This is a genomic window from uncultured Phenylobacterium sp., assembly GCF_902826855.1.
In the GTDB taxonomy this organism is placed as follows: Bacteria; Pseudomonadota; Alphaproteobacteria; order Caulobacterales; family Caulobacteraceae; genus Phenylobacterium.
Window position 1 is genome coordinate 1 of record NZ_CADEGK010000069.1, and the last position, 21,264, is coordinate 21,264.

General features: G+C 70.9%; 27 protein-coding genes and 1 pseudogene. 15 read left to right on the top strand and 13 right to left on the bottom strand.

Features of this window, described 5'->3' with window-relative positions; translation table 11 throughout:
- Window positions 1-153 precede the first annotated feature (153 nt).
- From QZV94_RS11265 to QZV94_RS11295, 7 genes are all read left to right on the top strand, one after another.
- Window positions 154-786, top strand: a complete 633-nt coding sequence (locus tag QZV94_RS11265; protein WP_293677967.1) for a PEPxxWA-CTERM sorting domain-containing protein — start codon at window positions 154-156, stop codon at window positions 784-786.
- Between the two features lie 43 nt (window positions 787-829).
- The gene (locus tag QZV94_RS11270; RefSeq protein ID WP_293677968.1) at window positions 830-1,252 is read left to right on the top strand and encodes a CBS domain-containing protein; all 423 of its coding nucleotides are present in this window, start codon (window positions 830-832) and stop codon (window positions 1,250-1,252) included.
- A 101-nt stretch (window positions 1,253-1,353) separates the two neighbouring features.
- Window positions 1,354-1,644 carry a hypothetical protein gene (locus QZV94_RS11275; protein WP_293677969.1) on the top strand — a complete coding sequence of 97 codons (291 nt, stop codon included), beginning with the start codon at window positions 1,354-1,356 and terminating at the stop codon, window positions 1,642-1,644.
- A gap of 112 nt (window positions 1,645-1,756) precedes the next feature.
- Window positions 1,757-2,092, top strand: coding sequence for a hypothetical protein (locus QZV94_RS11280; protein ID WP_293677970.1), 336 nt, complete (start codon window positions 1,757-1,759; stop codon window positions 2,090-2,092).
- 27 nt (window positions 2,093-2,119) lie between these two features.
- Window positions 2,120-2,851 carry a hypothetical protein gene (locus QZV94_RS11285; RefSeq protein WP_293677972.1) on the top strand — a complete coding sequence of 244 codons (732 nt, stop codon included), beginning with the start codon at window positions 2,120-2,122 and terminating at the stop codon, window positions 2,849-2,851.
- Between the two features lie 158 nt (window positions 2,852-3,009).
- The gene (gene ald, locus QZV94_RS11290) at window positions 3,010-4,125 is read left to right on the top strand and encodes an alanine dehydrogenase (protein ID WP_293677974.1); all 1,116 of its coding nucleotides are present in this window, start codon (window positions 3,010-3,012) and stop codon (window positions 4,123-4,125) included.
- A 113-nt stretch (window positions 4,126-4,238) separates the two neighbouring features.
- Window positions 4,239-5,096, top strand: coding sequence for a dienelactone hydrolase family protein (locus tag QZV94_RS11295; protein WP_293677975.1), 858 nt, complete (start codon window positions 4,239-4,241; stop codon window positions 5,094-5,096).
- A 55-nt stretch (window positions 5,097-5,151) separates the two neighbouring features.
- Here QZV94_RS11295 and QZV94_RS11300 read toward each other — a convergent pair whose 3' ends face one another.
- Complete coding sequence (locus QZV94_RS11300) at window positions 5,152-6,018, bottom strand: bifunctional regulator KidO (RefSeq protein ID WP_293677976.1); 867 nt, start codon at window positions 6,016-6,018, stop codon at window positions 5,152-5,154.
- 134 nt (window positions 6,019-6,152) lie between these two features.
- Between QZV94_RS11300 and QZV94_RS11305 the strand changes: the two are divergent.
- Window positions 6,153-6,950, top strand: a pseudogene (locus tag QZV94_RS11305) (XdhC family protein); the annotation flags it as partial.
- A 71-nt stretch (window positions 6,951-7,021) separates the two neighbouring features.
- Here the strand turns inward: QZV94_RS11305 and glp are convergent.
- The 4 genes from glp to QZV94_RS11325 all read right to left on the bottom strand — a co-directional run bounded on the left by glp (window position 7,022) and on the right by QZV94_RS11325 (window position 9,636).
- A complete protein-coding gene (gene glp, locus QZV94_RS11310) occupies window positions 7,022-8,215 on the bottom strand; it encodes a gephyrin-like molybdotransferase Glp (protein WP_293677977.1) in 1,194 nt (397 codons plus the stop codon).
- Between the two features lie 109 nt (window positions 8,216-8,324).
- On the bottom strand, window positions 8,325-8,795 hold the full coding sequence (gene moaC / locus QZV94_RS11315; protein WP_293677978.1) for a cyclic pyranopterin monophosphate synthase MoaC: 471 nt from the start codon (window positions 8,793-8,795) through the stop codon (window positions 8,325-8,327).
- Complete coding sequence (moaB, locus tag QZV94_RS11320; RefSeq protein WP_293677980.1) at window positions 8,792-9,337, bottom strand: molybdenum cofactor biosynthesis protein B; 546 nt, start codon at window positions 9,335-9,337, stop codon at window positions 8,792-8,794. The genes moaC and moaB overlap by 4 nt, the downstream gene beginning before the upstream one ends.
- Before the next feature lie 62 nt (window positions 9,338-9,399).
- A complete protein-coding gene (locus QZV94_RS11325) occupies window positions 9,400-9,636 on the bottom strand; it encodes a hypothetical protein (protein ID WP_293677982.1) in 237 nt (78 codons plus the stop codon).
- Window positions 9,637-9,929: 293 nt separating this feature from the next.
- Between QZV94_RS11325 and QZV94_RS11330 the strand changes: the two genes are divergently transcribed.
- Window positions 9,930-10,166: a hypothetical protein gene (locus QZV94_RS11330; RefSeq protein ID WP_293677983.1), complete on the top strand. Its 237-nt coding sequence runs from the start codon at window positions 9,930-9,932 to the stop codon at window positions 10,164-10,166.
- A gap of 7 nt (window positions 10,167-10,173) precedes the next feature.
- On the opposite strand, the gene glmS is transcribed toward QZV94_RS11330, so the two are convergent.
- The 5 genes from glmS to moaA form a co-directional block, all read right to left on the bottom strand.
- Window positions 10,174-11,994 (bottom strand): glutamine--fructose-6-phosphate transaminase (isomerizing), encoded by a 1,821-nt coding sequence (gene glmS, locus QZV94_RS11335; protein ID WP_293677984.1) that lies wholly within the window; start codon window positions 11,992-11,994, stop codon window positions 10,174-10,176.
- A 12-nt stretch (window positions 11,995-12,006) separates the two neighbouring features.
- Window positions 12,007-12,273: a hypothetical protein gene (locus tag QZV94_RS11340; RefSeq protein ID WP_293677985.1), complete on the bottom strand. Its 267-nt coding sequence runs from the start codon at window positions 12,271-12,273 to the stop codon at window positions 12,007-12,009.
- Window positions 12,274-12,366: 93 nt separating this feature from the next.
- Window positions 12,367-12,810: a molybdenum cofactor biosynthesis protein MoaE gene (locus QZV94_RS11345; RefSeq protein ID WP_293677986.1), complete on the bottom strand. Its 444-nt coding sequence runs from the start codon at window positions 12,808-12,810 to the stop codon at window positions 12,367-12,369.
- Entirely contained in the window at window positions 12,807-13,046 is a 240-nt protein-coding gene (locus QZV94_RS11350; RefSeq protein ID WP_293677987.1) for a MoaD/ThiS family protein, read from the bottom strand. Before QZV94_RS11350 ends, QZV94_RS11345 begins: the two co-directional genes overlap by 4 nt.
- Window positions 13,047-13,048: 2 nt before the next feature.
- Window positions 13,049-14,053, bottom strand: coding sequence for a GTP 3',8-cyclase MoaA (moaA, locus tag QZV94_RS11355; protein ID WP_293678000.1), 1,005 nt, complete (start codon window positions 14,051-14,053; stop codon window positions 13,049-13,051).
- A gap of 74 nt (window positions 14,054-14,127) precedes the next feature.
- Between moaA and QZV94_RS11360 the strand changes: the two genes are divergently transcribed.
- The gene (locus QZV94_RS11360; protein ID WP_293677988.1) at window positions 14,128-14,724 is read left to right on the top strand and encodes a nucleotidyltransferase family protein; all 597 of its coding nucleotides are present in this window, start codon (window positions 14,128-14,130) and stop codon (window positions 14,722-14,724) included.
- On the opposite strand, the gene QZV94_RS11365 is transcribed toward QZV94_RS11360, so the two are convergent.
- Window positions 14,721-14,903: a hypothetical protein gene (locus tag QZV94_RS11365; RefSeq protein ID WP_293677990.1), complete on the bottom strand. Its 183-nt coding sequence runs from the start codon at window positions 14,901-14,903 to the stop codon at window positions 14,721-14,723. The genes QZV94_RS11360 and QZV94_RS11365 overlap by 4 nt on opposite strands.
- Before the next feature lie 226 nt (window positions 14,904-15,129).
- On the opposite strand from QZV94_RS11365, the gene QZV94_RS11370 reads away from it, so the two are divergent.
- Window positions 15,130-15,615 (top strand): hypothetical protein, encoded by a 486-nt coding sequence (locus QZV94_RS11370; RefSeq protein WP_293677991.1) that lies wholly within the window; start codon window positions 15,130-15,132, stop codon window positions 15,613-15,615.
- Here QZV94_RS11370 and QZV94_RS11375 read toward each other — a convergent pair.
- Window positions 15,612-16,742 carry a PepSY domain-containing protein gene (locus tag QZV94_RS11375; protein ID WP_293677993.1) on the bottom strand — a complete coding sequence of 377 codons (1,131 nt, stop codon included), beginning with the start codon at window positions 16,740-16,742 and terminating at the stop codon, window positions 15,612-15,614. The genes QZV94_RS11370 and QZV94_RS11375 overlap by 4 nt on opposite strands.
- A gap of 142 nt (window positions 16,743-16,884) precedes the next feature.
- Between QZV94_RS11375 and QZV94_RS11380 the strand changes: the two genes are divergently transcribed.
- The gene (locus tag QZV94_RS11380) at window positions 16,885-17,067 is read left to right on the top strand and encodes a hypothetical protein (protein WP_293677994.1); all 183 of its coding nucleotides are present in this window, start codon (window positions 16,885-16,887) and stop codon (window positions 17,065-17,067) included.
- A gap of 241 nt (window positions 17,068-17,308) precedes the next feature.
- On the opposite strand, the gene cysQ is transcribed toward QZV94_RS11380, so the two are convergent.
- A complete protein-coding gene (gene cysQ, locus QZV94_RS11385) occupies window positions 17,309-18,085 on the bottom strand; it encodes a 3'(2'),5'-bisphosphate nucleotidase CysQ (RefSeq protein WP_293677995.1) in 777 nt (258 codons plus the stop codon).
- 63 nt (window positions 18,086-18,148) lie between these two features.
- On the opposite strand from cysQ, the gene chpT reads away from it, so the two are divergent.
- The 3 genes from chpT to QZV94_RS11400 form a co-directional block, all read left to right on the top strand.
- On the top strand, window positions 18,149-18,802 hold the full coding sequence (gene chpT / locus QZV94_RS11390; RefSeq protein WP_293677996.1) for a histidine phosphotransferase ChpT: 654 nt from the start codon (window positions 18,149-18,151) through the stop codon (window positions 18,800-18,802).
- 100 nt (window positions 18,803-18,902) lie between these two features.
- Window positions 18,903-20,969, top strand: coding sequence for a S9 family peptidase (locus tag QZV94_RS11395; RefSeq protein WP_293677997.1), 2,067 nt, complete (start codon window positions 18,903-18,905; stop codon window positions 20,967-20,969).
- 103 nt (window positions 20,970-21,072) lie between these two features.
- Window positions 21,073-21,264: hypothetical protein (locus QZV94_RS11400; RefSeq protein WP_293677999.1), on the top strand; the 192-nt coding region annotated here is incomplete at its 3' end.

Consider the following 21,264-nt stretch of genomic DNA (forward strand, 5'->3'; position numbering starts at 1 on the left):
CGTACCGTCGACATGAAGAACCAGTGCTCTTCCGTTCCAGTATTTATCTCCTCTCCCAAAGTCGCGCTCTTGATCTCCGCCGTTGGCTTGGCGATGTCGCCAGGCGCAGCGCTTGCGCAGGTAGACTGCCACGACCACATCAGCCGCGTGCCCATGGCCGCCGCGGCCCCCGCCGCGAAGGCGCGCCCCCCGCGGGTCCACCGTGTCCGGCCTGCCGCGCCGCGGGCGAAGGTCCACCGGACACATCGCGCGGTCGCCGCCAAGCCGCGGCCGAAGCGGGTCGCGCAGGCCCATCGCGCCCGTCCCCGGCCCGCCGTACGGCCCGCCGCGGGCCCCGCGCCCACGCCCTATCTGCTGGCCGCCCAGGCGGTGTCGGTTCCGGCGACCTACGCTCTGATCCACGTGACGACCTGCGACAGCGCGCCCCCGACGATGCGCCTGATGAGCCTGCGCGGCGCGCCGGCGCCCGAGACCATCATCGACGACGGGGGCATGACCTTCCTCGACGCTGAGGAGACCGGAGCCTTTGGCGGCCCTGGAGGCTTCGGCGGTCCCGGGGGATTCGGCCCGCCCGGTGACGGCTTCCCGGGAGGCGGACTCCTTCCACCGGGCGGGGGCGAACCGCCGCCGATCGAACCGCCCATCGGGCCCCCGATCACACCTCCGATCGAGCCTCCGACCGCCGTGCCCGAGCCGGCGGCCTGGGCGCTGATGCTGCTGGGCTTCGGGGCTATCGGCGCGGCCCTGCGGCGCCGCGTTCGATTGGCGGCGCCGCGGCGGAACTGACCCGAGGCGTACGGGTTGAGGGGGCTCACTCAGGAGCCTTCCCATGAAAGTCAGCGACGCCATGACCGCCCAGGTGGTCACCGCAACGCCCCAGACCACGATCACCGAGGTTGCCAAGACAATGGCTCGCATCGAAAGCGGCGCCGTTCCGGTGGTGGCCGACGGTAAGGTTGTGGGTCTGATCACCGACCGCGACATCGTCATCCGGGTGGTGGCGGAAGACGGCTCTGCGAGCCAGCCGGTTAGCGCTGTGATGAGCGAAACCGTGGAGACGTGCCAGGAAGACGACAACCTCGCCGACGCCGCCGCGGCGATGGCGTCGCGGCAGATCCGCCGCCTGGTGGTCTTGAACGAAGCCGGGGGCCTCGCTGGCATCCTGTCGCTTGGCGACATCGCCACCGACTATGGCGCGAAGGTGGTCGGCCAGACGTTGGAGGAGATCTCTCAGGCTCCGGCGACGCACTAGGTGGCCGCCCCGCTGCGCGGGAACAAGCGCGGCCGTGGCGTGTTGTCTGCCCCAAGCGTTGGCGGCCATTTTGCCGCAGGCGCGTCCAATGGGGTGAACACATGAACATTCGGATCCTGGCCACGATCGGCCTGTGCGGCGTCCTCCTGGCCGCCTGCTCCCAGAAGACCGAGGAAAACGCGGCCGCCACCGGCGATGCGGCCGCCACGGCAGCTGCCGAGGCGGGCGACACCGCGGCCTCCGCGGCCAACGACACCGCGGCCAACGCCGCGGCGGCCGTTGACACTGCGGGCGTGGCCGTTGGCAACGCAGCCGACAGCGCCGCGGCCGCCGCCGGGACCGCCGAGCGCAAGGCTGATGCGGCGGCGGACGCGGCTGAAAACCAAAACTAGCCGAATGGGGCCTTCCGCTCGCGGAGGGCCCCAGCCGCACAGATTGATTGAAGCGGCGCCTTAGGAACGATCCTCTTCGTGATGGCTTCCGGCCCCACACCTGGAGGACATCATGATCAAACACATCGCACTCGCCGCGGTGGCCGCCTGCCTGTTCGCCGGCTGCTCCAAGGGCGACGCCAGCGCTGACGGCGCCGGGAAGGTCGTTTCAACCCCGGCGGAGAACGCCGCCATCGACACCGCGGCTCAGTCGACGGAGGTCACCCAGGCCGCAGCCGCCAGCTCGTTCACCTCGGACCAGGCAAAAGGGCACCTCGAGAGCGCAGGCTACGCCGTGACCGGCGAACTGACCCAGACCCCGGACGGCATCTGGCACGCAACCGCGACCAAGGACGGCAAGTCCGGCCCCGTCTCCGTCGATTTCAAGGGCGCGATCAGCGCGAACTAATCAAGCGACACTAGGAGTATCTCCCCAATGACCCGCACGATCACCCGACTCTTCGACACACACACCCAGGCGATGGCTGCCGTCACCGACCTGGAGGCCGCCGGCATCGACCATGACCGGATCAGCCTGGTCGCTAACAATTCCGACAACTGGCACGACGGCCACGAGCACGAGCACGGCCATCTGCACGACAACGAAGCCGCCGAGGGCGCGAGCAAAGGCGCCACCACCGGCGGGATCATGGGCGGCGTCGGCGGCCTTCTCGCCGGCCTGGGCATGCTCGCCATCCCTGGGCTCGGTCCCGTGGTGGCGGCCGGCTGGCTCGCCTCGACGGCCGTGGGCGCGCTGGCGGGCGCGGCGGTCGGCGGCGCCACGGGCGGTCTGCTGGGCGCGCTGAAGGACGCCGGCCACACCGACGACGAGGCCCAGGTCTATGCTGAGGGCGTGCGTCGAGGCGGCACCCTCGTCAGCGTGAAGGCCGACGACGACGACGCCGGCCAGGTCGAACGGATTCTGGACGGCCAAGCCGGCATCGACGCCGTGAGGCGCGGCCAGGCCTACCGCCAGGACGGCTGGACGGGCTTTGACGCCAACGCGCCAGAGTTGTCGGCCGACGAGGTCGTCCGCGAGCGCAGCCGCTACGCCAGCGGTGAACCGCGCTCGTTCGGCGGACGCCCGGAGATCGGCGGCATGACCGACGCCGCCTCCCAGGACGCGCCGCGCGAGCCAGGTTCCCGGCCGGCGACTCGCAGCTTCTAGCTGCGTCAACGCTTTGCCGATTTGTGGCCTCGGTCTCGAAAGAGGCCGAGGCCGCATTCGTGAGGGGGGGATCGTGTCCGAGCCTACCCCTTGACCCCGCAAGCCTCGTCCCCCAAACCGCGGCGGACCCGCATATCCCGTCCCCGAAGGAGCCTCCCATGCGCGTAGGCGTGCCCCGTGAGATCAAGCCGGATGAGTATCGGGTGGGCCTGACGCCCACGGCGGTGCGGGAATACGTCACCCACGGGCACGAGGTGATCGTCGAGACGGGCGCCGGCGAGGGGGCCGGGTACGCGGACGGCCTCTATCTGCGGGCCGGGGCGAGCATCGTGGCCGACGCCGCGGCGGTGTTCGAAGGCGCCGAGCTGATCGTCAAGGTGAAGGAGCCGCAGGCGGTCGAGTGGGCGCGGCTGACCGATCGGCACATCCTCTTCACCTACCTGCACCTGGCCCCCGATCCGGCGCAGACCGAGGGGCTCTTGGCATCGGGGTGTGCGGCGATCGCCTACGAGACGGTGACGGACGATGCGGGCGGGCTGCCGCTACTGGCGCCGATGTCGGAGGTGGCGGGGCGGATCGCGGTGTTCTCGGCCGGCGAGACGCTGCTGAAGCACAACGGCGGCATGGGGCTGCTGATCTCCGGGGTGCCGGGCGTGCCGCCGGCGCGGGTGTGCATCCTGGGCGGCGGGGTGGTGGGCGCCAATGCGGCGGTGATGGCCGCGGGGCTCGGCGCGGAGGTGGTGATCGTCGAACGCTCGATCCCGCGCATGCGCTACATCGACGACATCTTCGCGGGCCGGGTGATCACCCGCTACTCCACGATCGACGCGGTGGAGGAGGAAGTGCTGAAGGCCGACGTGGTGATCGGCGCAGTGCTGACGGCGGGGGCGGCGGCGCCGAAGCTGGTGCGGCGCGAACACCTGTCTCAGATGAAGCCGGGCAGTGTGCTGGTGGACGTGTCCATCGACCAGGGCGGCTGCTTCGAGACCTCCAGGCCCACGACGCACGCCAACCCGACCTACACGATCGACGGGGTGGTGCATTACTGCGTGGCCAACATGCCGGGGGCGGCGCCGCGCACCTCGTCGGAGGCTCTGGTGCACGCGACGCTGCCGTTCGGGCTGCAGCTGGCGGACCAGGGGCTGGAGGCGCTGAAGACGAACCGGCACCTGGCGAAGGGGCTGAACGTGCTGAAGGGCCAGGTGACCCACCCGGCGGTGGCGCAGGCGCTGGGAAAGCCGTTCAAGGACCCGTACGGGGCGTGGGGGTCGTAGCCCGTGGGATGACGGTGGGATGGTCGGCTGCAGTCTCTTCCACCGGCTGAAATACCGTCGCAACATGCCGGCCCACGCTTAGCGCGGACAAAGAAGCCAGGGAGGCTCCCCTCATGTGCGACGAAGACATCAATCCGTGGGCCCTTGATTCGGCCGTCTCACGGCGGGCGTTCGGGGCGGGCGCGGGCGCGGCCGTCGTGCTGACGGCGGCGGAGGCCAGCGCCCCGGCGGGGGTCACCGAGAAGGACGTGAAGGTCAAGACGTCGGACCGCCAGGCCGACGCGGTGGTGCTCTATCCGGCGGGCAAGGGGCCCTGGCCGGGGGTGCTGATCTGGACCGATATCGGGGGCCTGCGGCCTGTGTTCCGCGAAATGGGCCGCCGGTTGGCGGCGCAGGGCTACACGGTGCTGGTCCCGAACCCGTTCTACCGCTCGGCCACGCCGGCGGAGTACGCGAACCTCACCTTCGCCACGCCGGAGGGCCGGACGACGCTGTTCGGCTATCGGGGCAAGATGACCGACGAGGGGATCGACAACGACGCGAAGGCCTACCTGGCCTTCCTCGACGCCCAGCCGCAGACGAACAAGAAGAAGATGGCCGGGGTGCAGGGCTATTGCATGGGCGGCCCCCTGAGCTTCCGTACCGCCGGCGCCGTGCCGACCCGGATCGGGGCGGTGGCGACGTTCCACGGCGGCGGCCTGGTCACCCCCCAGCCGAGCAGCCCACACCTTTTGGTCGCCAAGACCAAGGCCGCCTACCTGATCGCCGTCGCCAAGAACGACGACGCCCGGGCGCCGAACGACAAGGAGACGCTGAAGGCCACCTTCGCGGAGACCAAGCGGCCGGCGACTGTGGAGGTCTATGGCGGCGACCACGGTTGGACCGTCCCGGGCAGCCCCGTCTACAACCAGGCCGAGTCGGAGCGGGCCTGGGCGGCGCTGAGCGCTCTGTACAAGAAGAATCTAGGGTGATTTCAGCCGTCATCCCACGGCTGACCGTGGGATGACGCTTGTGCGGGGGTGGAGCCTAAGCCGCGACCCAGGCCAGGGCTTCGGGGTCGTCGAGGGCCATCTCGTCCCAGTCCAGGTCCGGGGGCGGGCTCATGGCGGCGGCGACGACCGCGCTCATCTCCGAGGCCGAGGTGACGCCGACCAGGACGGCGGAGGCTTCCGGGCGGCTGAGCGCGAAGCCGAGCGCGGCTTGCAGCGGGTCCGATTTGCCCTCGGCTATCAGGCGCCGCGCACGGCTGATGCGGCCGGCGGCGGCCTTCAGGTGGCTGGGTGCGCGGTCCGGCGGCAGGAACAGCACGCCATTCAGGAAGATCGAGCGCAGGTGCACCTCGACGCCCAGCTCTGCGATGGTCGCGAGCGTGCCGTCCAGCAGCAGGCGCTGGTCGAGCAGCGAAGCCGGCGCCTGGACGAGGTCGGGCTTGAAGCGCCGCGCGACGCCGATCGGGTCGTCGGAGGCGTAGACCGGCACGCCGATCCGCTTGCAGACGCCGGCGTCCTTCAGCGCCTTCATCCGGTCCCAGAGCTGCGGGCCGAGCGGGGAGAACAGGTCGGTGGCCGAGGGGGCCAGGATGGTGTCCACCCGCTCGACGCCGAGGCGCAGCATCTGGGCGCGCAATTCGGCCTCCACCATCTCGGGCCCGCGGTCCGGGCGGATGGTGGTCAGGGTCATGTGGAATGGGTTGGGCTGCGGCAGGGCGTTGCGCAGGTGGCTGTCGCCGACCGCCGAGCGACCGCCGACGTCGAGAACCTGCATCCCCGACCGGCCGGCGATCGACAGGATGTCCCTGGCCTCAGCCTCCCGCGGCCGCCCCCGGGCGCCGGGGGCTTGGTCGAGACCGAACTGGGCGGTCCCGAGGCCGAGCTTGCTGAGGGATGCGATCATGCGGCCCGAATAACTTGGTCAAATCACCAGGAACCGCCATTTTCCGCGAAGAAAGCTAAGAAGGCGTATCCAGATTGAATGAACCCCTGCCCGAGTGGCCGATGTTCGGTGTGGCCGAAGACGTGCGCCCGGCGATGCGTAAGGCGTGGGAATCGCAGGCGAATTTCGTCCTGGCGACACTGGTTTCGGTGGCGGGCGGCGGGCCGCGGCCGGAGGGAACCCAGATGGTTTTCGCTCCTGGGGTCCTCGCCGGTTACTTTTCTGGAGGATGCGTCGAGGGAGATGTGGCCGGCCACGCCTGGGCCTGCCTCGAGGACGGGCGGCCTCGCACGCTCGTCTATGGCGAAGGCAGTCCGTGGCCGGACATCCGCCTGCTCTGCGGGGCGCGGATCGAGATCTTCCTGGAACGCGTGCCGGTGGGCGACCCCGCGCTGGGCGAGCTGCTGGCGGCGGAGGCCGAGCGGCGGCCGGTGACTTATGTGAGCGACGGCGCCGCCCGGGCCTGCGGCGCCGCGGTGAGGCCGGGGCCGAACACCGCCGTGGCGAAGCGCTATGAGCCCGTGCCGCGGCTGGTGATCGTGGGCGGCGACCCCACCGCGCTGGCGATCGCCGAGCTGGGGGTGAAGTCGGGGTTCGAAACGACGCTGATCCGGCCGAAGGGGCCGCAGACCCCGCCGCCGATCGCGGGCCTGGCCTATCGGCGGGAGGAACCGGGCGAGGCGCTGGCGGCGGTGGGGCTGGATCCCTGGACGCATGTGGCGGTGGCGACCCACGACCTGGAGACCGATCGCGCAGCCCTGAAGGCGGCGCTGCCGTCGGCGGCGGGCTATGTGGGGCTGCTGGGCGCGCGGCGCAGGCTGGCCGGGCGGCTGGACGAGCTGAAGTCCGAGGGCATGGACGCCGCGGCACTGGCGCGTCTGCACGCCCCGATCGGCCTCGACATCGGCGGCAAGGCCCCCTTCGAGGTGGCGGTGTCAGTGATCGGGGAGATCACCGCGCTCCGCTACGCGCGCGCCAGCGGCAGCACGTCGACCACATCGCCGGCCGCAGCGGCAGGCGCGCCGGATTCGCGGCGCAGCAGGGCGTCGGAGACGGCGAAGACGCTGACCAGCGAGGAATCCTGATCGCGGTAGGGCGTGGCGGTGACTTGGCCGCCGTCGAAGGCCAGTTTCGCCCGCATCCAGTGTTCGCGCGGGCCGTTGCCCGGCAGCGGCGCGTCCAGCCGGGCTCCGATGAGGCGCGGGCCGGACTCCGCGCCCTGGAAGGCCGCGATCAGGGGGCGCAGGAACAGCTCGGCGCAGACCAGCGCCGAGGCTGGGTTGCCGGGTAGGCCCAGGAGGCGGCGTCCGTCCGCGAGCACGCCGAAGAAGGTGGGCTTGCCGGGGCGGACGTTGACGCTGGCCACCTTCAGGTCGAGGCCCAGCGCCTCGGCGGCGGCCCGGACCAGGTCATGGTCGCCCACCGAGGCGCCCCCGACGGTGACGACGAGATCGCCGGTGGCGTCGCGCAGCGCCTGGATGGTGGTCTCCAGGTCGTCGCGGACCGGCTTGGCGCGGGAGACCTCTGCGCCCCAGCCAGCAATCAGGGCCTCCAGGGCGCGCGAGCCGGAATCGTAGATCTGGAATGGGCCGGGGACGGCGGGCGCCTCGACGATCTCCTCGCCGGTGGAGAACAGGGCGACCCGGGGGCGCCGCGCCACTGACAGCTCGGCGCGGCCGGCGGCGGCGGCGAGGGACAGGCGCCAGGGGTCGATGCGCATCCCCCTGGCCAAGAGCGCCTGGCCGGTCTGGAAGTCGCCGCCGGCGGGGCGCAGGTGGTGGCCCTTGGCGCTGGCGGGGACGGTGACGCGGTCGCCGTCGCGCGTCGCGTCCTCCTGGATGACGATGGCGTCGCAGCCCTCAGGGACCGCCGCGCCGGTGAAGATGCGCACTGCCTGGCCGGGGGCGACGGCGCCCTCGAAGCCGTGGCCGGCAGCGCTCTCGCCGACGATTTCCAGCGCGCCGGGCGTGTCGGCGGCGCGCACGGCCCAGCCGTCCATGGCCGAGGCGGCGAACGGAGGCTGGTCGCGCACGGCCGCGACGTCCTGCGCCAACACGCGGCCGTTGGCGGCGGCGATGGGGACAGACTCGGGCGGCAGGGGCGAGACGGCGGCCAGCATGGCGGTGCGGGCGGCGTCGACGGGAAGGAGCTTGATCATCGCGTCTACCAATAGATCGTCATGGCGGGGCTTGTCCCGGCCAAGTCCGGCCATGACGATCGGGGCTAGGTAGCGCCCCGCTTCGGACCGACCTGGCTCCCGGCCACAGTCAGGATGCGCTCCAGTCGCCGCTCTTGCCGCCGGTCTTGGAGACCAGCCGCACGGCCTCAATGACCATGCCCTTCTCGGCGGCCTTCAGCATGTCGTAGAGCGTCAGGCAGGCCACCGAGACGGCGGTCAGGGCCTCCATCTCGACGCCGGTCTGGCCGGTGGTCTTGACGCGGGCGGTGACCGCCAGGCCGCCGTCAGCGGGCTCGACGCGCACCTCGGCCTTGGCGATCGGCAGGGGGTGGCACATGGGGATCAGGTTCGAGGTCTGCTTGGCGGCCATGACGCCGGCGATCTCGGCCACGGCGCGCACGTCGCCCTTCTTCCCCTCGCCGGAGAGCGCCAGCGCCAGGGTGGCCGGCGCCATCCGCACGAACCCCTCGGCCACCGCCTCGCGTGCGGTCACGGCTTTGTCGGAGACGTCGACCATCCGCGCGCGGCCGTCTGCGTCGAGGTGGGTGAGCTGGCTCACGTCTCCATCAGCCGGGGCATGAGCTCGACCATGTTGCAGGGGCCGTGGCGGCTGTCGAGCTGGGCGGAGATGACCTTGTCCCAGCCATCCTTTACGGCCCCGTTGGAGCCCGGCAGGCAGAACACGAAGCATCCCTTCACCAGGCCGGCCAGGGCGCGCGACTGCAGTGTGGAGAGGCCCACGGACTGGTAGCTGACCAGGTGGAAGATCACCGAGAAGCCGTCGATCTCCTTGTCGAACAGCGGCCGGATGGCCTCGGGGGTGACGTCGCGGCCGGTGATGCCGGTGCCGCCGGTGGTGACGATGGCCTCGACGCCGTCGCCCACCCAAGCCAGCACCTGGCGGCGGATCTCCTCGACGTCGTCCTTGACGATGCCCTTGGCGGCCAGCTCATGGCCGGCGGCCTTCACGCGCTCGACCAGAACGTGGCCCGAGGTGTCGCTCTCCTCGTCGCGGGTGTCGGAAATGGTGAGGACGGCGATCTTCACCGGCTTCAGGGGCCGGGCGGCGTCGATCTTGCCGCCGGGGGTCAGGGCGTTCATGGGCAGGCTCCTTCGCCTGCGAACCTAGCGCGCCGAAGCGGCGGCGCGAAGTGTCGCCAGAGCTAGTCCGGTTCGCGCACCGGAGCGTCCGGCGGTACGCTGCGGGTGGCGTAGGAGCCCAGGCCGGCCACCCGCTGCCCACCGCGGCAGATCTCGACCCCGAGGTGGTGCGGGCTGTCGGCCAGCAAACGCTCGGCGACGGTGAAGGCCATCTCCGGATCGTCGGCGATCACCAGATGCAGGGTGGGGACGGCGTAGCGGTCGTCATCCAGATAGATTTCAAAGGCGTCCGACGACATCTGGCTCCGGCCTTGGATCGCGAGGGTTCCGGCGCGCGTATGTCGGGAACTAGACACAAGATCGACCTCGTCACATCTTCCAGGGATTCAATCTATATCTGAATGAATCAACCCCCAAGGTCGTTTGATTGGTCCATCGTGCCGCGTTTACTTGACTTGGTCAATGTCACCCAGTGGAGCCGGTTATGTAGGAGGCGTTAGTGGGGCCAGTGGAGTACTATGAGTAGGTAGCAACCATTATGCCGGTTGCGCATTATGGGGTGAGCGCCAACGAGTCCCGGGGTGGCAAGGACATGACCGACAATCGCGACGAACGTTTGCAGATCATGCTCACACAGGAGGAGCTGTCTGCGCTGGACGACTGGCGCTTCGGGCGCCGCATGCCCAGCCGGGCGGCTGCCGTCCGGGAACTCCTGCGCCTCGGCCTCGCCTCTGAGGGGGTGGAACTGGCGGACGGCAAGATGCGGTCGAGGGACTTCGGCGTCACCGGCGGTCGCTCAAGCGACGACGGCGACGGCGCAGCCGGCTAGGGCCGCTTCACTCCACCGTCACGGACTTGGCCAGGTTGCGGGGCTGGTCGATCTCGCGGCCGAGACCCTGGGCGACTTGGTAGGCCAGGAGCTGCAGGGGGATGTTCAGCAGGATCGGGTCCAGCTCCGGCTCGGAGCGGGGAACCGCGAACGCCGCCTCCACGTCCGGCGCGTAGACGCCGGGATGGGTGATTGCCAGCACCGGACCCTGGCGGGTGCGCACCTCGGCGATGGTCGAGAGGTTCTTGGCCAGCAGGTCGTCGTCGGGCAGCACCGCCAGCACCGGCGTCTGCGAGGTAATCAGGGCCAGCGGGCCGTGCTTCAGCTCGGAGGCTGCATAGGCCTCGGCGTGGAGGTAGCTGATCTCCTTCAGCTTCAGCGCGCCTTCCATAGCCACCGCAAAGCCGGCTGAGCGGCCGATGAAATAGGCGTGCTGGCTGCCCGCCAGGCGGGCGGCGAGCGGGGCGAGCTCGGCCTCGCGAGCGATGATCTCGGCGATCTGGTCGGGCAGGGCGGACAGGCCGGCCAGCAAGCGCGCCCCCTGGGCGGCGGAGAGGTCGCGCACGCGGCCGAGCTGCAGCGCCAGAAGGGCGAAGGCGGTGGCCGTGCAGGTCCAGGTCTTGGTGGAGACCACCGCCACCTCCGGCCCGGCGTGCAGATAGACCCCGCGGCCGCATTCGCGGGCGATGGTGGAACCGACGGCGTTGATCACGCCCATCACCCGGCCGCCCTTGCGCTTGACCTCCTGGATGGCGGCCAGGGTGTCGAAGGTCTCGCCGGACTGGCTGACGGCGACGTAGAGGGTGTCCTGCTCGATCACCGGGTTACGGTAGCGGAACTCCGAGGCCGGTTCGGCGTGGGCCGGGATGCGGGCCAGGGTCTCGATCAGGTGGGCGCCCAGGACGCCGGAGTAGTAGGCCGAGCCGCAGCCGAGGATCTTCACCCGGCGGATGTCGAGCATCTCGCGGGCGGCCAGTTCGATGCCGCCGAGGTGGGCCGTGGAGAAGCGGTGGTCGAGCCGGCCCAGCAGGGTGCGGCGCAGAGCCTCCGGCTGCTCGGCGATCTCCTTCTTCATGAAGTGGGCAAAGTCGCCACGGTCGAAGCCGGAGGCCTCGCCCTCCAGCGCCTGTGGGATCTTCCGGGTCTCCGCGCCCTCGAGGGTCGCTACGCTGAAACCGTCGGCGCGGACCTCGGCCAGCTCGCCGTCGTCCAGGTGGACCACGGTCTTGGCGTGGCCCAGTAGGGCGACCGCGTCGGAGGCCACGAACATCTCGCCCTCGCCGACGCCGATCACCACGGGGCCGCCGTTGCGGGCGGCCACGATCGCCTCGGGGCGGGCCGCGTCGACGACGGCCAGGCCGTAGGCGCCCTTCACCTGGCGTAGCGCGGCGCGGACGGCGTCGACCAGGCTGTTCTCAGGCCGGGCGGCGATCAGGTGGGCCAGGACCTCGGTGTCGGTCTGCGAGCGGAACACAACGCCGTCGGCGACCAGGCGGGCGCGCAGCTCGGCGGCGTTCTCGATGATGCCGTTGTGGACCACGCCGATGCGGTCGCCCGCGTCCGTGTGCGGGTGGGCGTTGGCGTCGCTGGGTTCGCCATGGGTCGCCCAGCGGGTGTGGGCGACGCCGACCGAGCCGGACAGGCCGGCGACGGGAAGGGCGGCGTCGAGCTCGCGAACCTTGCCCTGTTTCTTGACCACCGCGAGTCGGCCGCCCTGGATCACGGCCACGCCGGCGGAGTCATAGCCACGGTACTCCAGGCGACGCAGGCCCTCCATGAGCAGGGGCAGGACCTGACGATGCCCGACGTAGCCGACGATGCCGCACATCAGCGGAACCCTCTAGCCGTAGATGATCCGGCGGATCTGACGGGCGGACCAGGCCGGCGCCGGGAAGCGGCGCTCGGCCAGCTCGCCGGCGATGATCCCGTAGATGTCCGGGTTGCGGCGGCCGAGCCGCAGGAGGGCCGCGTGGCGGCGGCGGACGAAGGCCTCAGGGCTCTCGGAGAGGTAGCTGAACACATCATCGACGATCCGCCGCGCCTGGGAGGGATCGAGCCCGCTGGACCGCGCCACATGGGCCACGAGGTCGTCCAGATCGCCCGACATCGCGGGATCGTATGGCTTCGGCACGGTCGCAGGACAACACGCGTGCCCGATTTCGGGCAAGCGGAGAATTCTTCCCGCGGGCGATGTGGGCGCTCAGTCCCAGCGGTCGCGGTCGGCGTGGTCCTGGGCGGTCGGTTCGATCCAGCGGCGGCCGTCAGGGCCGTGCTCCTTCTTCCAGAAGGGGGCGCGCGACTTCAGGTAGTCCATGAGGAAGTCGCAGGCCTCGAAGGCGGCGCGGCGATGGCTGGCGGCGGTGGCGACGAAGACTATGGGCTCGCCGGGCGCGATCTGACCGACCCGGTGCAAGATCATCAGATCGTGCAGGTCCCAGCGGGCGCGCGCCTGCTGGGCGATCTTGCCGATCTCCGCCTCGGTGAAGCCCGGGTAGGCCTCGAGCTCCAGGATGGCCGTGGCGCCGGCTTCGGCGCGGGCGATTCCGGTGAAGGTGGCCACGGCGCCGGTCTCCGTGCGGCCGGCCGTGAAGGCGGTGAGTTCGGCCCCCGGGTCGAATGGCGCTTCGGTGAGCCGGACGCTCATCCGCCGCTCATGGGCGGCAGGAAGGCGACCTCGCTCCGGGTCGTCAGGGGCGCGTCGCCTCGGACGATGGCCTGGTCGACCGCGATCTGGACGCCCTTTCCGCCCAGCGCCGCCCCCAGGTCGGCGTCCTCGGCCGCCAGGAGGCTGCGCAGCTCGGCGAGGGAGGTGGCCGCCACCTCTCGCTCACGCCAGCCGGCGAGGTCGCGCAGCGGGCCGAAGAGCAGCACGCGGGCCACCGTCAGCCGCCGGTGGTGGACATGTGGCGCGCGACCGCCGGCCGGGCGCGGGCGATCTCGAAGTCGTGGCCCTTGGGCTTGCCGGCGATCGCCTCGCGGATGGCCTGCTCCAGCTGGACGTCGGAGGCGCCGGCGCGCAGCACGGCCCGCAGGTCGGTCTCGTCCTCCTGGCCCAGGCATGTGTGCAGCGTGCCGGTGCAGGTGAGGCGCACGCGGTTGCAGAGCTCGCAGAAGTTGTGGCTGAGCGGGGTGATCAGGCCCAGCCGGCCCCCGGTCTCGGCGACGCGCACATAGCGGGCGGGACCGCCTGTGCTGTGCGACAGGTCTTCCAGCGTCCAGAAGCTCTCCAGCTCGCGGCGGACACCCTTCAGCGACAGGTACTGGTCGGTGCGGTCGGCCTCGATCTCGCCCAGGGGCATGGTCTCGATGAGGGTGAGGTCGCAGCCCTCACCGTGGGCCCACCGGATCAGGTCGGGGATCTCGGCGGCGTTGTCGTCCCGCAGCGCCACGGTATTGATCTTGACCGCCAGGCCCGCCGCCTGCGCCGCCGCGATCCCGCGGAGCACCTTGGCCACGTCGCCGCCACGGGTGAGCTTCTTGAAGAGGTCGGGCTTCAGCGTATCGAGCGAGACGTTGATGCGGCGCACGCCGGCGTCGGCCAACTGGCCCGCGAATTCGGTGAGGCGGGTGCCGTTGGTGGTGAGGGTAAGCTCCTCCAGCGCGCCGCTCTTCAGATGGCGCGAGAGGCTGCGGACCAGGTCCAGCATGCCCTTGCGCACCAAGGGCTCGCCGCCGGTGAGGCGCAGCTTCCTGGTTCCCAGGCCCACGAAGGCGGTGGCGATGCGGTCCAGCTCCTCCAGGGTGAGCACTTCGATCTTGGGGAGGAAGACCATGTGCTCGGCCATGCAGTAGACGCAGCGCAGATCGCAGCGGTCGGTGACCGACAGGCGCAGGTAGCTCACCGTGCGGCCGAAACCATCGATCAGCGGCGCGCGTGCGGGGACCATTGCCTCGGGGGGGGCTTGCGGGCTGATGTCGTCGTAGGGCGTCATGTGCGCCACAAGATAGGGGGGAACCGGCGATGACGACAGTGCGCACCTTCGCCGCGCTGGTTCTGGCCGCCGGCAGCGGGTCGAGATTCGGTGGCGGCAAGCTGCTTGCGCCCTACGAAGGCGCCCCATTGCTGCACGCGGCGCTGGCGGCGGCGCGCGCAGCGCCGGTGGCCTCGCTGACCGTCGTGACAGGCGCCGACGCTGCGGAGGTGGGAGCCGCCGTGCGGGCTTTCGACCCGGCGATCCGGCTCGTGCACGCGCCCGACCACGCGGAGGGCATGTCCGCGTCCCTGCGGGCGGGCGTCGCCAGCCTGGACGACGAGGTCGAGGCGGCGTTTGTCTTCCTGGGCGACATGCCCCGCGTTCCGCACGGGGTGCTGCAGCCCCTTCGACGGGCGGTGGAGCAGGGCGCGGCCGCCGCGGCGCCGGTGTTTGAGGGCAGGCGTGGCAATCCGGTGGTGCTGAGTCGGAGCCTGTTCCGGGATGTCGCCGCGCTGAGCGGCGATGTGGGCGCGCGGCCGATCCTGCAGGGGCTGGGCCCACGGCTGGCTCTGGTGGAGGCCCCGCACGACGGGGTGCTGTTCGACGTGGACGAGCCGGGCGACCTGCCCGGACTGCGGCGCTAGACCCTGACGTCCACGCCGCCCGGGCGGGGCGGCGGAGCTGCGGGCTGGATGCGCACCTGGTCGGCAAGGTCCAGCTGCTTGGCGGCGCCGGCAATGGTCTGCGCGACCTGCACCGAGGTGGGCAGGGTCATCGTGGACCAGAGTCCGTCTCCCGTGTTGCGCAGCTGAACGCTGACCATTGTGGAATCCCGATAGCCTAGCTCCAAAAATAATCACCACGTCTTAATCATCACTTAACCCGAGAGAGCCTTGCCGGAGAGGTCGCGCTCGGGGCAGGTCATCCGCTCTCGGTGACGGGTGCAACGTTCCCGTTTCCACCCAAACACGGTTCGGCGGATGCGATGGGCCGGCAGGCCCCCGCGGGCGGCCTTGCGGCTACGCTCCGGGCGCGCGATGCTGCGCCCGATGGTCGCAATTTTCCCGTTTCTCCGCCGCGCCGCTCTGCCGGCCCTTGCCTGCGCGCTGATCGCCGGAACCGCGGCGGCCGCCGACTATGTCGTTGTCGCCACCACCGAGCCTGGCCTCGTGCGTGGTGCGACGGTCGAGGGCGGCCAGCGGCTGGCGATCGCGCCGGGCCGGTCGGTGACCCTGATGCACGCCAGCGGGGCGCTGATCATGCTGAAGGGCGCGCCCGCCGGCGTGGTGGCGCCGCTGCGCAAGACCGCGTCGGCCGACACCGCCCGGCTCGAGGTGTTCCGCACCATGGTGTCGGCCAAGCCGCGCGAGACGTCCGCGGGCCTGGGCGCCCAGCGAAAGCGCGGGGGCGTCTGTCCCGCCCCGGACGGCCTCACCAGCCTGGACGCCATCGCCCAGGTGCAGGCCGCGTGCCCAGAGGCCGCGGCCGAGGCCCTGGGCTCCTGGCTGGCCCGGACCCCAGCTGAAGAGCCCTAGGCGGCCGTCCCGCGGGTGATCGCCCGGCGGCGGGCCGAGCGGCGCAGCCACATGACGATCCCGGTGATCCCTAGCAGCACGGGGGCCGCGCCCGCCGCGGTGATGATCACCTGCCAGACGAGGCCCATGTCGTTGCCGTCGTGGACCTGTCGCATCAGGCGGGAAATGGGATCGCGGTTGGACGGGGGGGCGCCATCGCGCCCCGGCTTGATCTCGCCGGTGGCGTCCAGCACCTGGATGGTCTGGGCGCGCTCGGCGCCGGGCGCCTTCAGCCCGATCCGCCAGGCCGGATCCTTGCCGCGGGTCGGCGCGCTGATCTCGGTGAGCGCGGCGCCTGGCGACCGGGACTGGGCGGCCGCCACGGCCGCGGCCAGGCTGGTCCGCGGCTCCGGCAGCGGCGGGGCGAACCGGCCTGGGCCGGCGGCGCGCGGCGGGACGGGCGGCAGGCCGAACAGCGCGCGGCTGGTCTGCGGGAAGGAGATGTAGACCCCCGTCAGGCTGAGCACCGCCAGCGGTATGCACACCCAGAAGCCTACCAGATGGTGCAGGTTGAACAGGGTCGATGGCCCGCGCCGCCAGCGCAACGCCTTCAGGACGCTCCCGTGGCGCGGCCACCAGAGCCACAGTCCGGTGGCGGAGGAGACGAACATCGCCCAGCCCAGCCAACCCACGACCTTGCGCCCGACCTCGGGAATCAGCAGCGAGCCGTGGATGCGGTGCATCACCTGGCTGGGTTCCTTGGCCACCTCGCCGGTCCCCAGGACGCGGCCGCTCGGAGGATCAATCCAGGCGTTCAAGGTGCGCGGGCGGCCGCCCGGTCCGGGGGGCGCCTTGAGGCGGCCGACCGCCACAACCGGGTCTCCGGGCTCTTGCGGGAAGCGGAGCTGGGTGAGCTGCGCGCGATCGCCGAAGGCGGTCTGGGCGGCGGCGGCATAGGCGGCCGGGGGCAGTGAAGCCGCGCTCCCGCTGGTCGCGTATCTGCTCGCGTGGAGGGCGCGGTCGAGAGGATCGTGCCAGACCAGGATGGAGCCGGTGACCGCCAGCGGAATGAACGCCACCAACAGGCCGACGCCGATCCACAGATGGACGTCGAGCCAGAACCGGCGCAGCCTCGCTTGCGGCGTCATGGGCGGGAATATCTCCACATTCGGCGCGGTCGCCGTACTTCTTGCTAATGCGAATAATTCTCAGAGACAAGCCACGGCTTGGCTGCAACCTTCCCCCCGGGCGGTTGTTCAGGCTTCGGTAACCAAATCGCCTGCGACTGCGATGAGCCCCATGGACGTCCTGAAGCCCTTCCTGATGCTGGCCTGCGTGGCCTTTGTGACCGGCTTCATGGGCTATCTGGCGATGGCGCGCCTGGGTGCTCCGGACGACGCGCCGGCGGAGACCTGGTCGTCCACGGTGTCCGCGCCCGCCGACCTAGACCTGAACCGCGGGAAGCTGATCTGACGCCTCGCGAGCAGCTCAGTCGCCAAGGCGCGTCAGCGGCAAATTGACCGCCAAGAGCACGAAGACCACGAAGAGGGGAGAAGCTCGGAGCCCGGGGCCTTCCGGTCGCCTTTGTGGTCTTTGTGGCTTTGGCGGTCTTGGTGGTCGAAGTTGAGCGCCCGCGGCGCGCGCCACGCCGACCAGCTTGACGCAACCCCGCGGCCTGCAACCGACGCCCTCCCCCGCGAGGGAGAAGGAAATCCTAGCGGTCGCCGCCGCGGGCGACGAAGAAGCCGTTGCGGAAGCCGGCGTCGGCCTTGCCGTAGCCGAACGGTTCACCCTCAGGGGTCAGCACCGTGCCCCCGGCGGTCTCCAGGATCGCGTGGCCGGCGGCGATGTCCCACTCCATCGTCGGGCCCAGGCGGGGATAGATGTCCGCCGAGCCCTCCGCGATGCGGCAGAACTTGATCGACGAATCCATCGGCTCGTCCAGATCGAAGCGATAGTCGGCCCTCAGCCTGGCCTTGGTTTCTTCCTTCATGGTGTGGCTGATCAAGGCGACCGCCTTGCCGGTCGGCCAGGGACGCACGCGCACCGGCGTGGCCGGGCCGCCGTTCACCCGCTTCAGCACCTGACCCCTGTGCGTGAACCAGGACTCGCCGGTGGGCGGGGCGGTGACGGCGCCGGCGACGGGGCGGCCGTGGTCGATCAGGCCGATATTCACCGTAAAGTTGGGGTCGCCGCGAACGAAGGCCTTGGTGCCGTCCAGGGGGTCGACCAGGAAGAAACGGGGCCCGATGGCGTCGGGCGTGCCGAACTCCGAGGCGTCCTCCTCGGAGATCACCGGCACGTCGGGGAAGCGTCGGGCCAGGTGCTCCAGGATCAGCTTCTCGCCCCGCTGGTCCGCCTCGGTGACGGGGCTCTCGTCGGCCTTGCTGGTCACCGCCAGGCCGGACTTCCACAGGGGCAGGATCAAGGCGGCGGCCGCCTCGCAGATCTCGGCCAGGACGAGACCGATATCGTTGTCTTCGCTTTGCATCGCGGGGCTATTACGGGCGCTGAGGCGTTTCCCCAAGGCGCAAATCGCGCGAAAGCTGTCCCCATGACCGAGACGACCGCCCAAGCCACCGTGCGCCCCGCGGAGATCGCCGCCTATCTGGCCGCCCGCATGTGCCACGACTTCATCAGTCCGGCGAGCGCCATCGCCTCGGGCCTCGACCTCTTGGAAGACCCCTCGGCGCAGGACATGCGCGAGGAGGCGATGGGCCTGGTCGTGTCGTCCTCGAAGAAGCTGGCGGACCTGCTCAGCTTCTGCCGCGTGGCGTTCGGGGCCTCCGCCTCCGCCGAGACCTTCGACGCCCGCGACCTGGCGAAGCTGGCGCAGGGCGTGTTCGCCCACATGCGCGCCGACCTGGAGTGGATGGTCGACACCCCGGCCGTGAACAAGCCTGCGGCGCGCACGCTCCTGAACCTCGCCCAGATGGCCGGCGCGGCCCTCCCGACAGGGGGAACCGCCCGGGTGCGGGCGGTGCAGGAGGGCGCCTCCGTCGCCATCGCCATCGAGGCGGTGGGACCGCGCGCGCGGCTGCGCCCGGAGGTGCTGGCCGGTCTGCAGGGCGCGGCGCCGGGGGAAGGGCTGCACGGTCACTGGGTCCAGGCCTACTACGTGCACCTGTTCGTCGAAGACGCCGGCGGGCGCGTGTTCGCCGACGTGCAGGAGGAGAAGGTGGTCTTCGCCGCGACCCTGCCGGCCTAGCGGGGCCTGACGTGCAGGGGGCCGACTGCGGCATCCCTGTTGCGGCCTCGGTCCGTATCCCGAGTACTGTCGCGGCCGTGACACTGCGTGGGGGCGTCGGATGAAGGCGGTCTGGAAGATTGCACTGGCGATGGTGGTCGCACTGGCGGCGGGCGCGGTGCAGGCGCGGCCGTTCACCGCCAGGGACCTGGCGATGCTGAGCCGGGTGAACGATCCGCAGCTGTCGCGCGATGGCCGGTTCCTGGCCTATGCCCTGCGATCCACCGACTGGAACGCCAATCGCGGCGTGAGTTCACTGTGGATCCTGGACCGACGCTCGCCCAGCCAGCCCTCTCGCCCGATGGCGATCTCGGACAAGCCGGCCGCCTCGCCGCGATGGGGCCCGGATGCCCGCACGCTTTATTTCCTGTCAGCTCGGACGGGGGTTCAGCAGGTCTGGCGCACCGATTCGGACGGCGCGGTGGCGATCCAGGTGACCAACCTGCCGATCCATATCAACAGCTTCCGGATCAGCCTGGACGGGCGGACGCTGGTGTTCTCGGCGAACGTGTTTCCCGACTGCGATACGCTGGCCTGCACCAGGGCCCGTCTGGACGCGCGGCGCCGGGGCGGGGCGACCGCCGCCGGGTTCGACCGGCTGCCGCTGACGGTCTGGGACGACTGGCAGGCCGGCGAGCGGGCGCAGCTGTTCGCCGTCCGCCTCGACGCCGCCGACGTCGCTCCGGTCGAGCCTATCCGGCTGATGAAGAACTTCGAAAGCGAGGCGCCGGACAAGCCGTTCGGCGACGACACCGACTATGCGGTCGCCGGCGACCGGGTGTTCTTCTCGGCCCTGGAGCCGGGCGCGGCCTGGGGCGTGGCCGCCCATTACAAGCTCTACTGGGCGCCGTTGGACGGCTCGGCGCCGCCAGCGGCCCTGGAGCCGGGCGCGCCGGGGTCCTACGGCAAGCCGACGCTGTCGCCGGACGGGACCCGGCTCGCCTATCTGACCCGCAAGGCCTTCCGGGAGGACCTGCGCGCCGCTGTGATGGTGCGCGACCTCCGGACCGGGGCGGTGCGCGAGGCCAGCGCGGGCATCGACCGCTCGGCCGAAGCGATCCGCTGGTCCGGCGACGGAAGGACCCTCTATGCAACGATGGCCGACCACGGGCGCACCAGGCTGTTCGCCATCGACGTCGCCAACGGCAGGGTCAGTGCAATGACTCGCGAGGGCCAGGTGACCGGCTTCGCGGCGGCGGCCGACCGGTTGGTGATGGTGCGCGACGATCTGAAGGGGCCGGGCCAGCTCTACGAGGTGGGACGCGGCGGCGCGGTGCAGCTCACCGGGCACAACGGGCGCACGATGCGCGACTTCGACCTGCCCGACGCCGAGCAGTTCAGCTTCAAGGGCTGGAACGACGAGACCGTGTACGGCTGGGTCCTGCCGCCGCAGGGCCACAAGCGCGGCGGGAAGTATCCTGTCGCCTTCCTGATCCACGGCGGGCCGCACGGCAGCTTCGGCGACGCCTGGAGCTATCGCTGGAACCCCCACGTCTGGACCGGCATGGGGTTCGCCGTGGTGATGATCGACTTCCACGGGTCCAACGGGTACGGCGAGGCCTTCTCACGCTCGATCGTGGGGCACTGGGGCGACCGGCCGCTGGAGGACCTGCAGAAGGGATGGGCCGCGGCGCTGGCGAGGTACCCGTACCTTGACGGCGACCGGGCCTGCGCGCTCGGCGGCTCCTACGGCGGGTACATGGTGGCCTGGATCGCCGGGGCCTGGAACGCGCCGTGGAAGTGTCTGGTCAATCACGCGGGCATCATGGACACCCGCACCTTCGCGCTCACGACCGACATCCCGGGGTTCTCGGAGTACGAGACGGGCGGTCTGGTCTGGGAGCGGAACGACGACTACGAGCGATTCAACCCGATCACCAAGGTCGGCCAGTGGCGGGTCCCGATGCTGGTGGCGCATGGCGGCCGCGACTTCCGGGTGCCGCTGGGCCAGGGCCTGGCCGCCTTCACGGCCGCTCAGCGCAAGGGCGTGCCCTCGCGGTTCCTCTACTACCCAGACGAGAACCACTGGATCCAGAGGCCTCAGAACTCGGTGGCCTGGTACGGCAACGTCGAGGCCTGGATGCGCCGCTGGCTGGAGGCTCCGGCCGACTCCACGGCGGCCAACTGAGGCCGCGCATCCCGACACCTCCTGCGCGACGTATATCCTCAACCTAGGCGGGCGCCGACAGCGGGTGTAGCGTCCCCAGGGTCACGCTTGGGGACAGCCGCGGATGGCCGAGCGACCAGCCACGAAGACGGGCCAGGAACGCCCCGAACCGGCGCGCCGTCCGCGCCCGAAGCGCCGCCCGCTGCGGCTCGATGCGAACGTCGTCGTCGCAGTGCTGGCCGGTCTCGCGACAGCCTGGGGCCTGTTCGGCGTGATCTTCTTCCTGTACCGCCTGAAGGACGTCGGGCTGTACGTG

What these genes read in the sequence shown, in the direction of transcription:
- QZV94_RS11265 (WP_293677967.1), top strand. Translation starts at nt 154, where the DNA reads ATGGCCGCCGCGGCCCCCGCCGCGAAGGCGCGCCCCCCGCGGGTCCAC.
- QZV94_RS11270 (WP_293677968.1), top strand. Translation starts at nt 830, where the DNA reads ATGAAAGTCAGCGACGCCATGACCGCCCAGGTGGTCACCGCAACGCCC.
- QZV94_RS11275 (WP_293677969.1), top strand. Translation starts at nt 1,354, where the DNA reads ATGAACATTCGGATCCTGGCCACGATCGGCCTGTGCGGCGTCCTCCTG.
- QZV94_RS11280 (WP_293677970.1), top strand. Translation starts at nt 1,757, where the DNA reads ATGATCAAACACATCGCACTCGCCGCGGTGGCCGCCTGCCTGTTCGCC.
- QZV94_RS11285 (WP_293677972.1), top strand. Translation starts at nt 2,120, where the DNA reads ATGACCCGCACGATCACCCGACTCTTCGACACACACACCCAGGCGATG.
- ald (WP_293677974.1), top strand. Translation starts at nt 3,010, where the DNA reads ATGCGCGTAGGCGTGCCCCGTGAGATCAAGCCGGATGAGTATCGGGTG.
- QZV94_RS11295 (WP_293677975.1), top strand. Translation starts at nt 4,239, where the DNA reads ATGTGCGACGAAGACATCAATCCGTGGGCCCTTGATTCGGCCGTCTCA.
- QZV94_RS11300 (WP_293677976.1), bottom strand. Translation starts at nt 6,018, where the DNA reads ATGATCGCATCCCTCAGCAAGCTCGGCCTCGGGACCGCCCAGTTCGGT.
- glp (WP_293677977.1), bottom strand. Translation starts at nt 8,215, where the DNA reads ATGATCAAGCTCCTTCCCGTCGACGCCGCCCGCACCGCCATGCTGGCC.
- moaB (WP_293677980.1), bottom strand. Translation starts at nt 9,337, where the DNA reads ATGAACGCCCTGACCCCCGGCGGCAAGATCGACGCCGCCCGGCCCCTG.
- QZV94_RS11325 (WP_293677982.1), bottom strand. Translation starts at nt 9,636, where the DNA reads ATGTCGTCGGACGCCTTTGAAATCTATCTGGATGACGACCGCTACGCC.
- QZV94_RS11330 (WP_293677983.1), top strand. Translation starts at nt 9,930, where the DNA reads ATGACCGACAATCGCGACGAACGTTTGCAGATCATGCTCACACAGGAG.
- glmS (WP_293677984.1), bottom strand. Translation starts at nt 11,994, where the DNA reads ATGTGCGGCATCGTCGGCTACGTCGGGCATCGTCAGGTCCTGCCCCTG.
- QZV94_RS11340 (WP_293677985.1), bottom strand. Translation starts at nt 12,273, where the DNA reads ATGTCGGGCGATCTGGACGACCTCGTGGCCCATGTGGCGCGGTCCAGC.
- QZV94_RS11345 (WP_293677986.1), bottom strand. Translation starts at nt 12,810, where the DNA reads ATGAGCGTCCGGCTCACCGAAGCGCCATTCGACCCGGGGGCCGAACTC.
- moaA (WP_293678000.1), bottom strand. Translation starts at nt 14,053, where the DNA reads ATGGTCCCCGCACGCGCGCCGCTGATCGATGGTTTCGGCCGCACGGTG.
- QZV94_RS11360 (WP_293677988.1), top strand. Translation starts at nt 14,128, where the DNA reads ATGACGACAGTGCGCACCTTCGCCGCGCTGGTTCTGGCCGCCGGCAGC.
- QZV94_RS11365 (WP_293677990.1), bottom strand. Translation starts at nt 14,903, where the DNA reads ATGGTCAGCGTTCAGCTGCGCAACACGGGAGACGGACTCTGGTCCACG.
- QZV94_RS11370 (WP_293677991.1), top strand. Translation starts at nt 15,130, where the DNA reads ATGGTCGCAATTTTCCCGTTTCTCCGCCGCGCCGCTCTGCCGGCCCTT.
- QZV94_RS11375 (WP_293677993.1), bottom strand. Translation starts at nt 16,742, where the DNA reads ATGACGCCGCAAGCGAGGCTGCGCCGGTTCTGGCTCGACGTCCATCTG.
- QZV94_RS11380 (WP_293677994.1), top strand. Translation starts at nt 16,885, where the DNA reads ATGAGCCCCATGGACGTCCTGAAGCCCTTCCTGATGCTGGCCTGCGTG.
- cysQ (WP_293677995.1), bottom strand. Translation starts at nt 18,085, where the DNA reads ATGCAAAGCGAAGACAACGATATCGGTCTCGTCCTGGCCGAGATCTGC.
- chpT (WP_293677996.1), top strand. Translation starts at nt 18,149, where the DNA reads ATGACCGAGACGACCGCCCAAGCCACCGTGCGCCCCGCGGAGATCGCC.
- QZV94_RS11395 (WP_293677997.1), top strand. Translation starts at nt 18,903, where the DNA reads ATGAAGGCGGTCTGGAAGATTGCACTGGCGATGGTGGTCGCACTGGCG.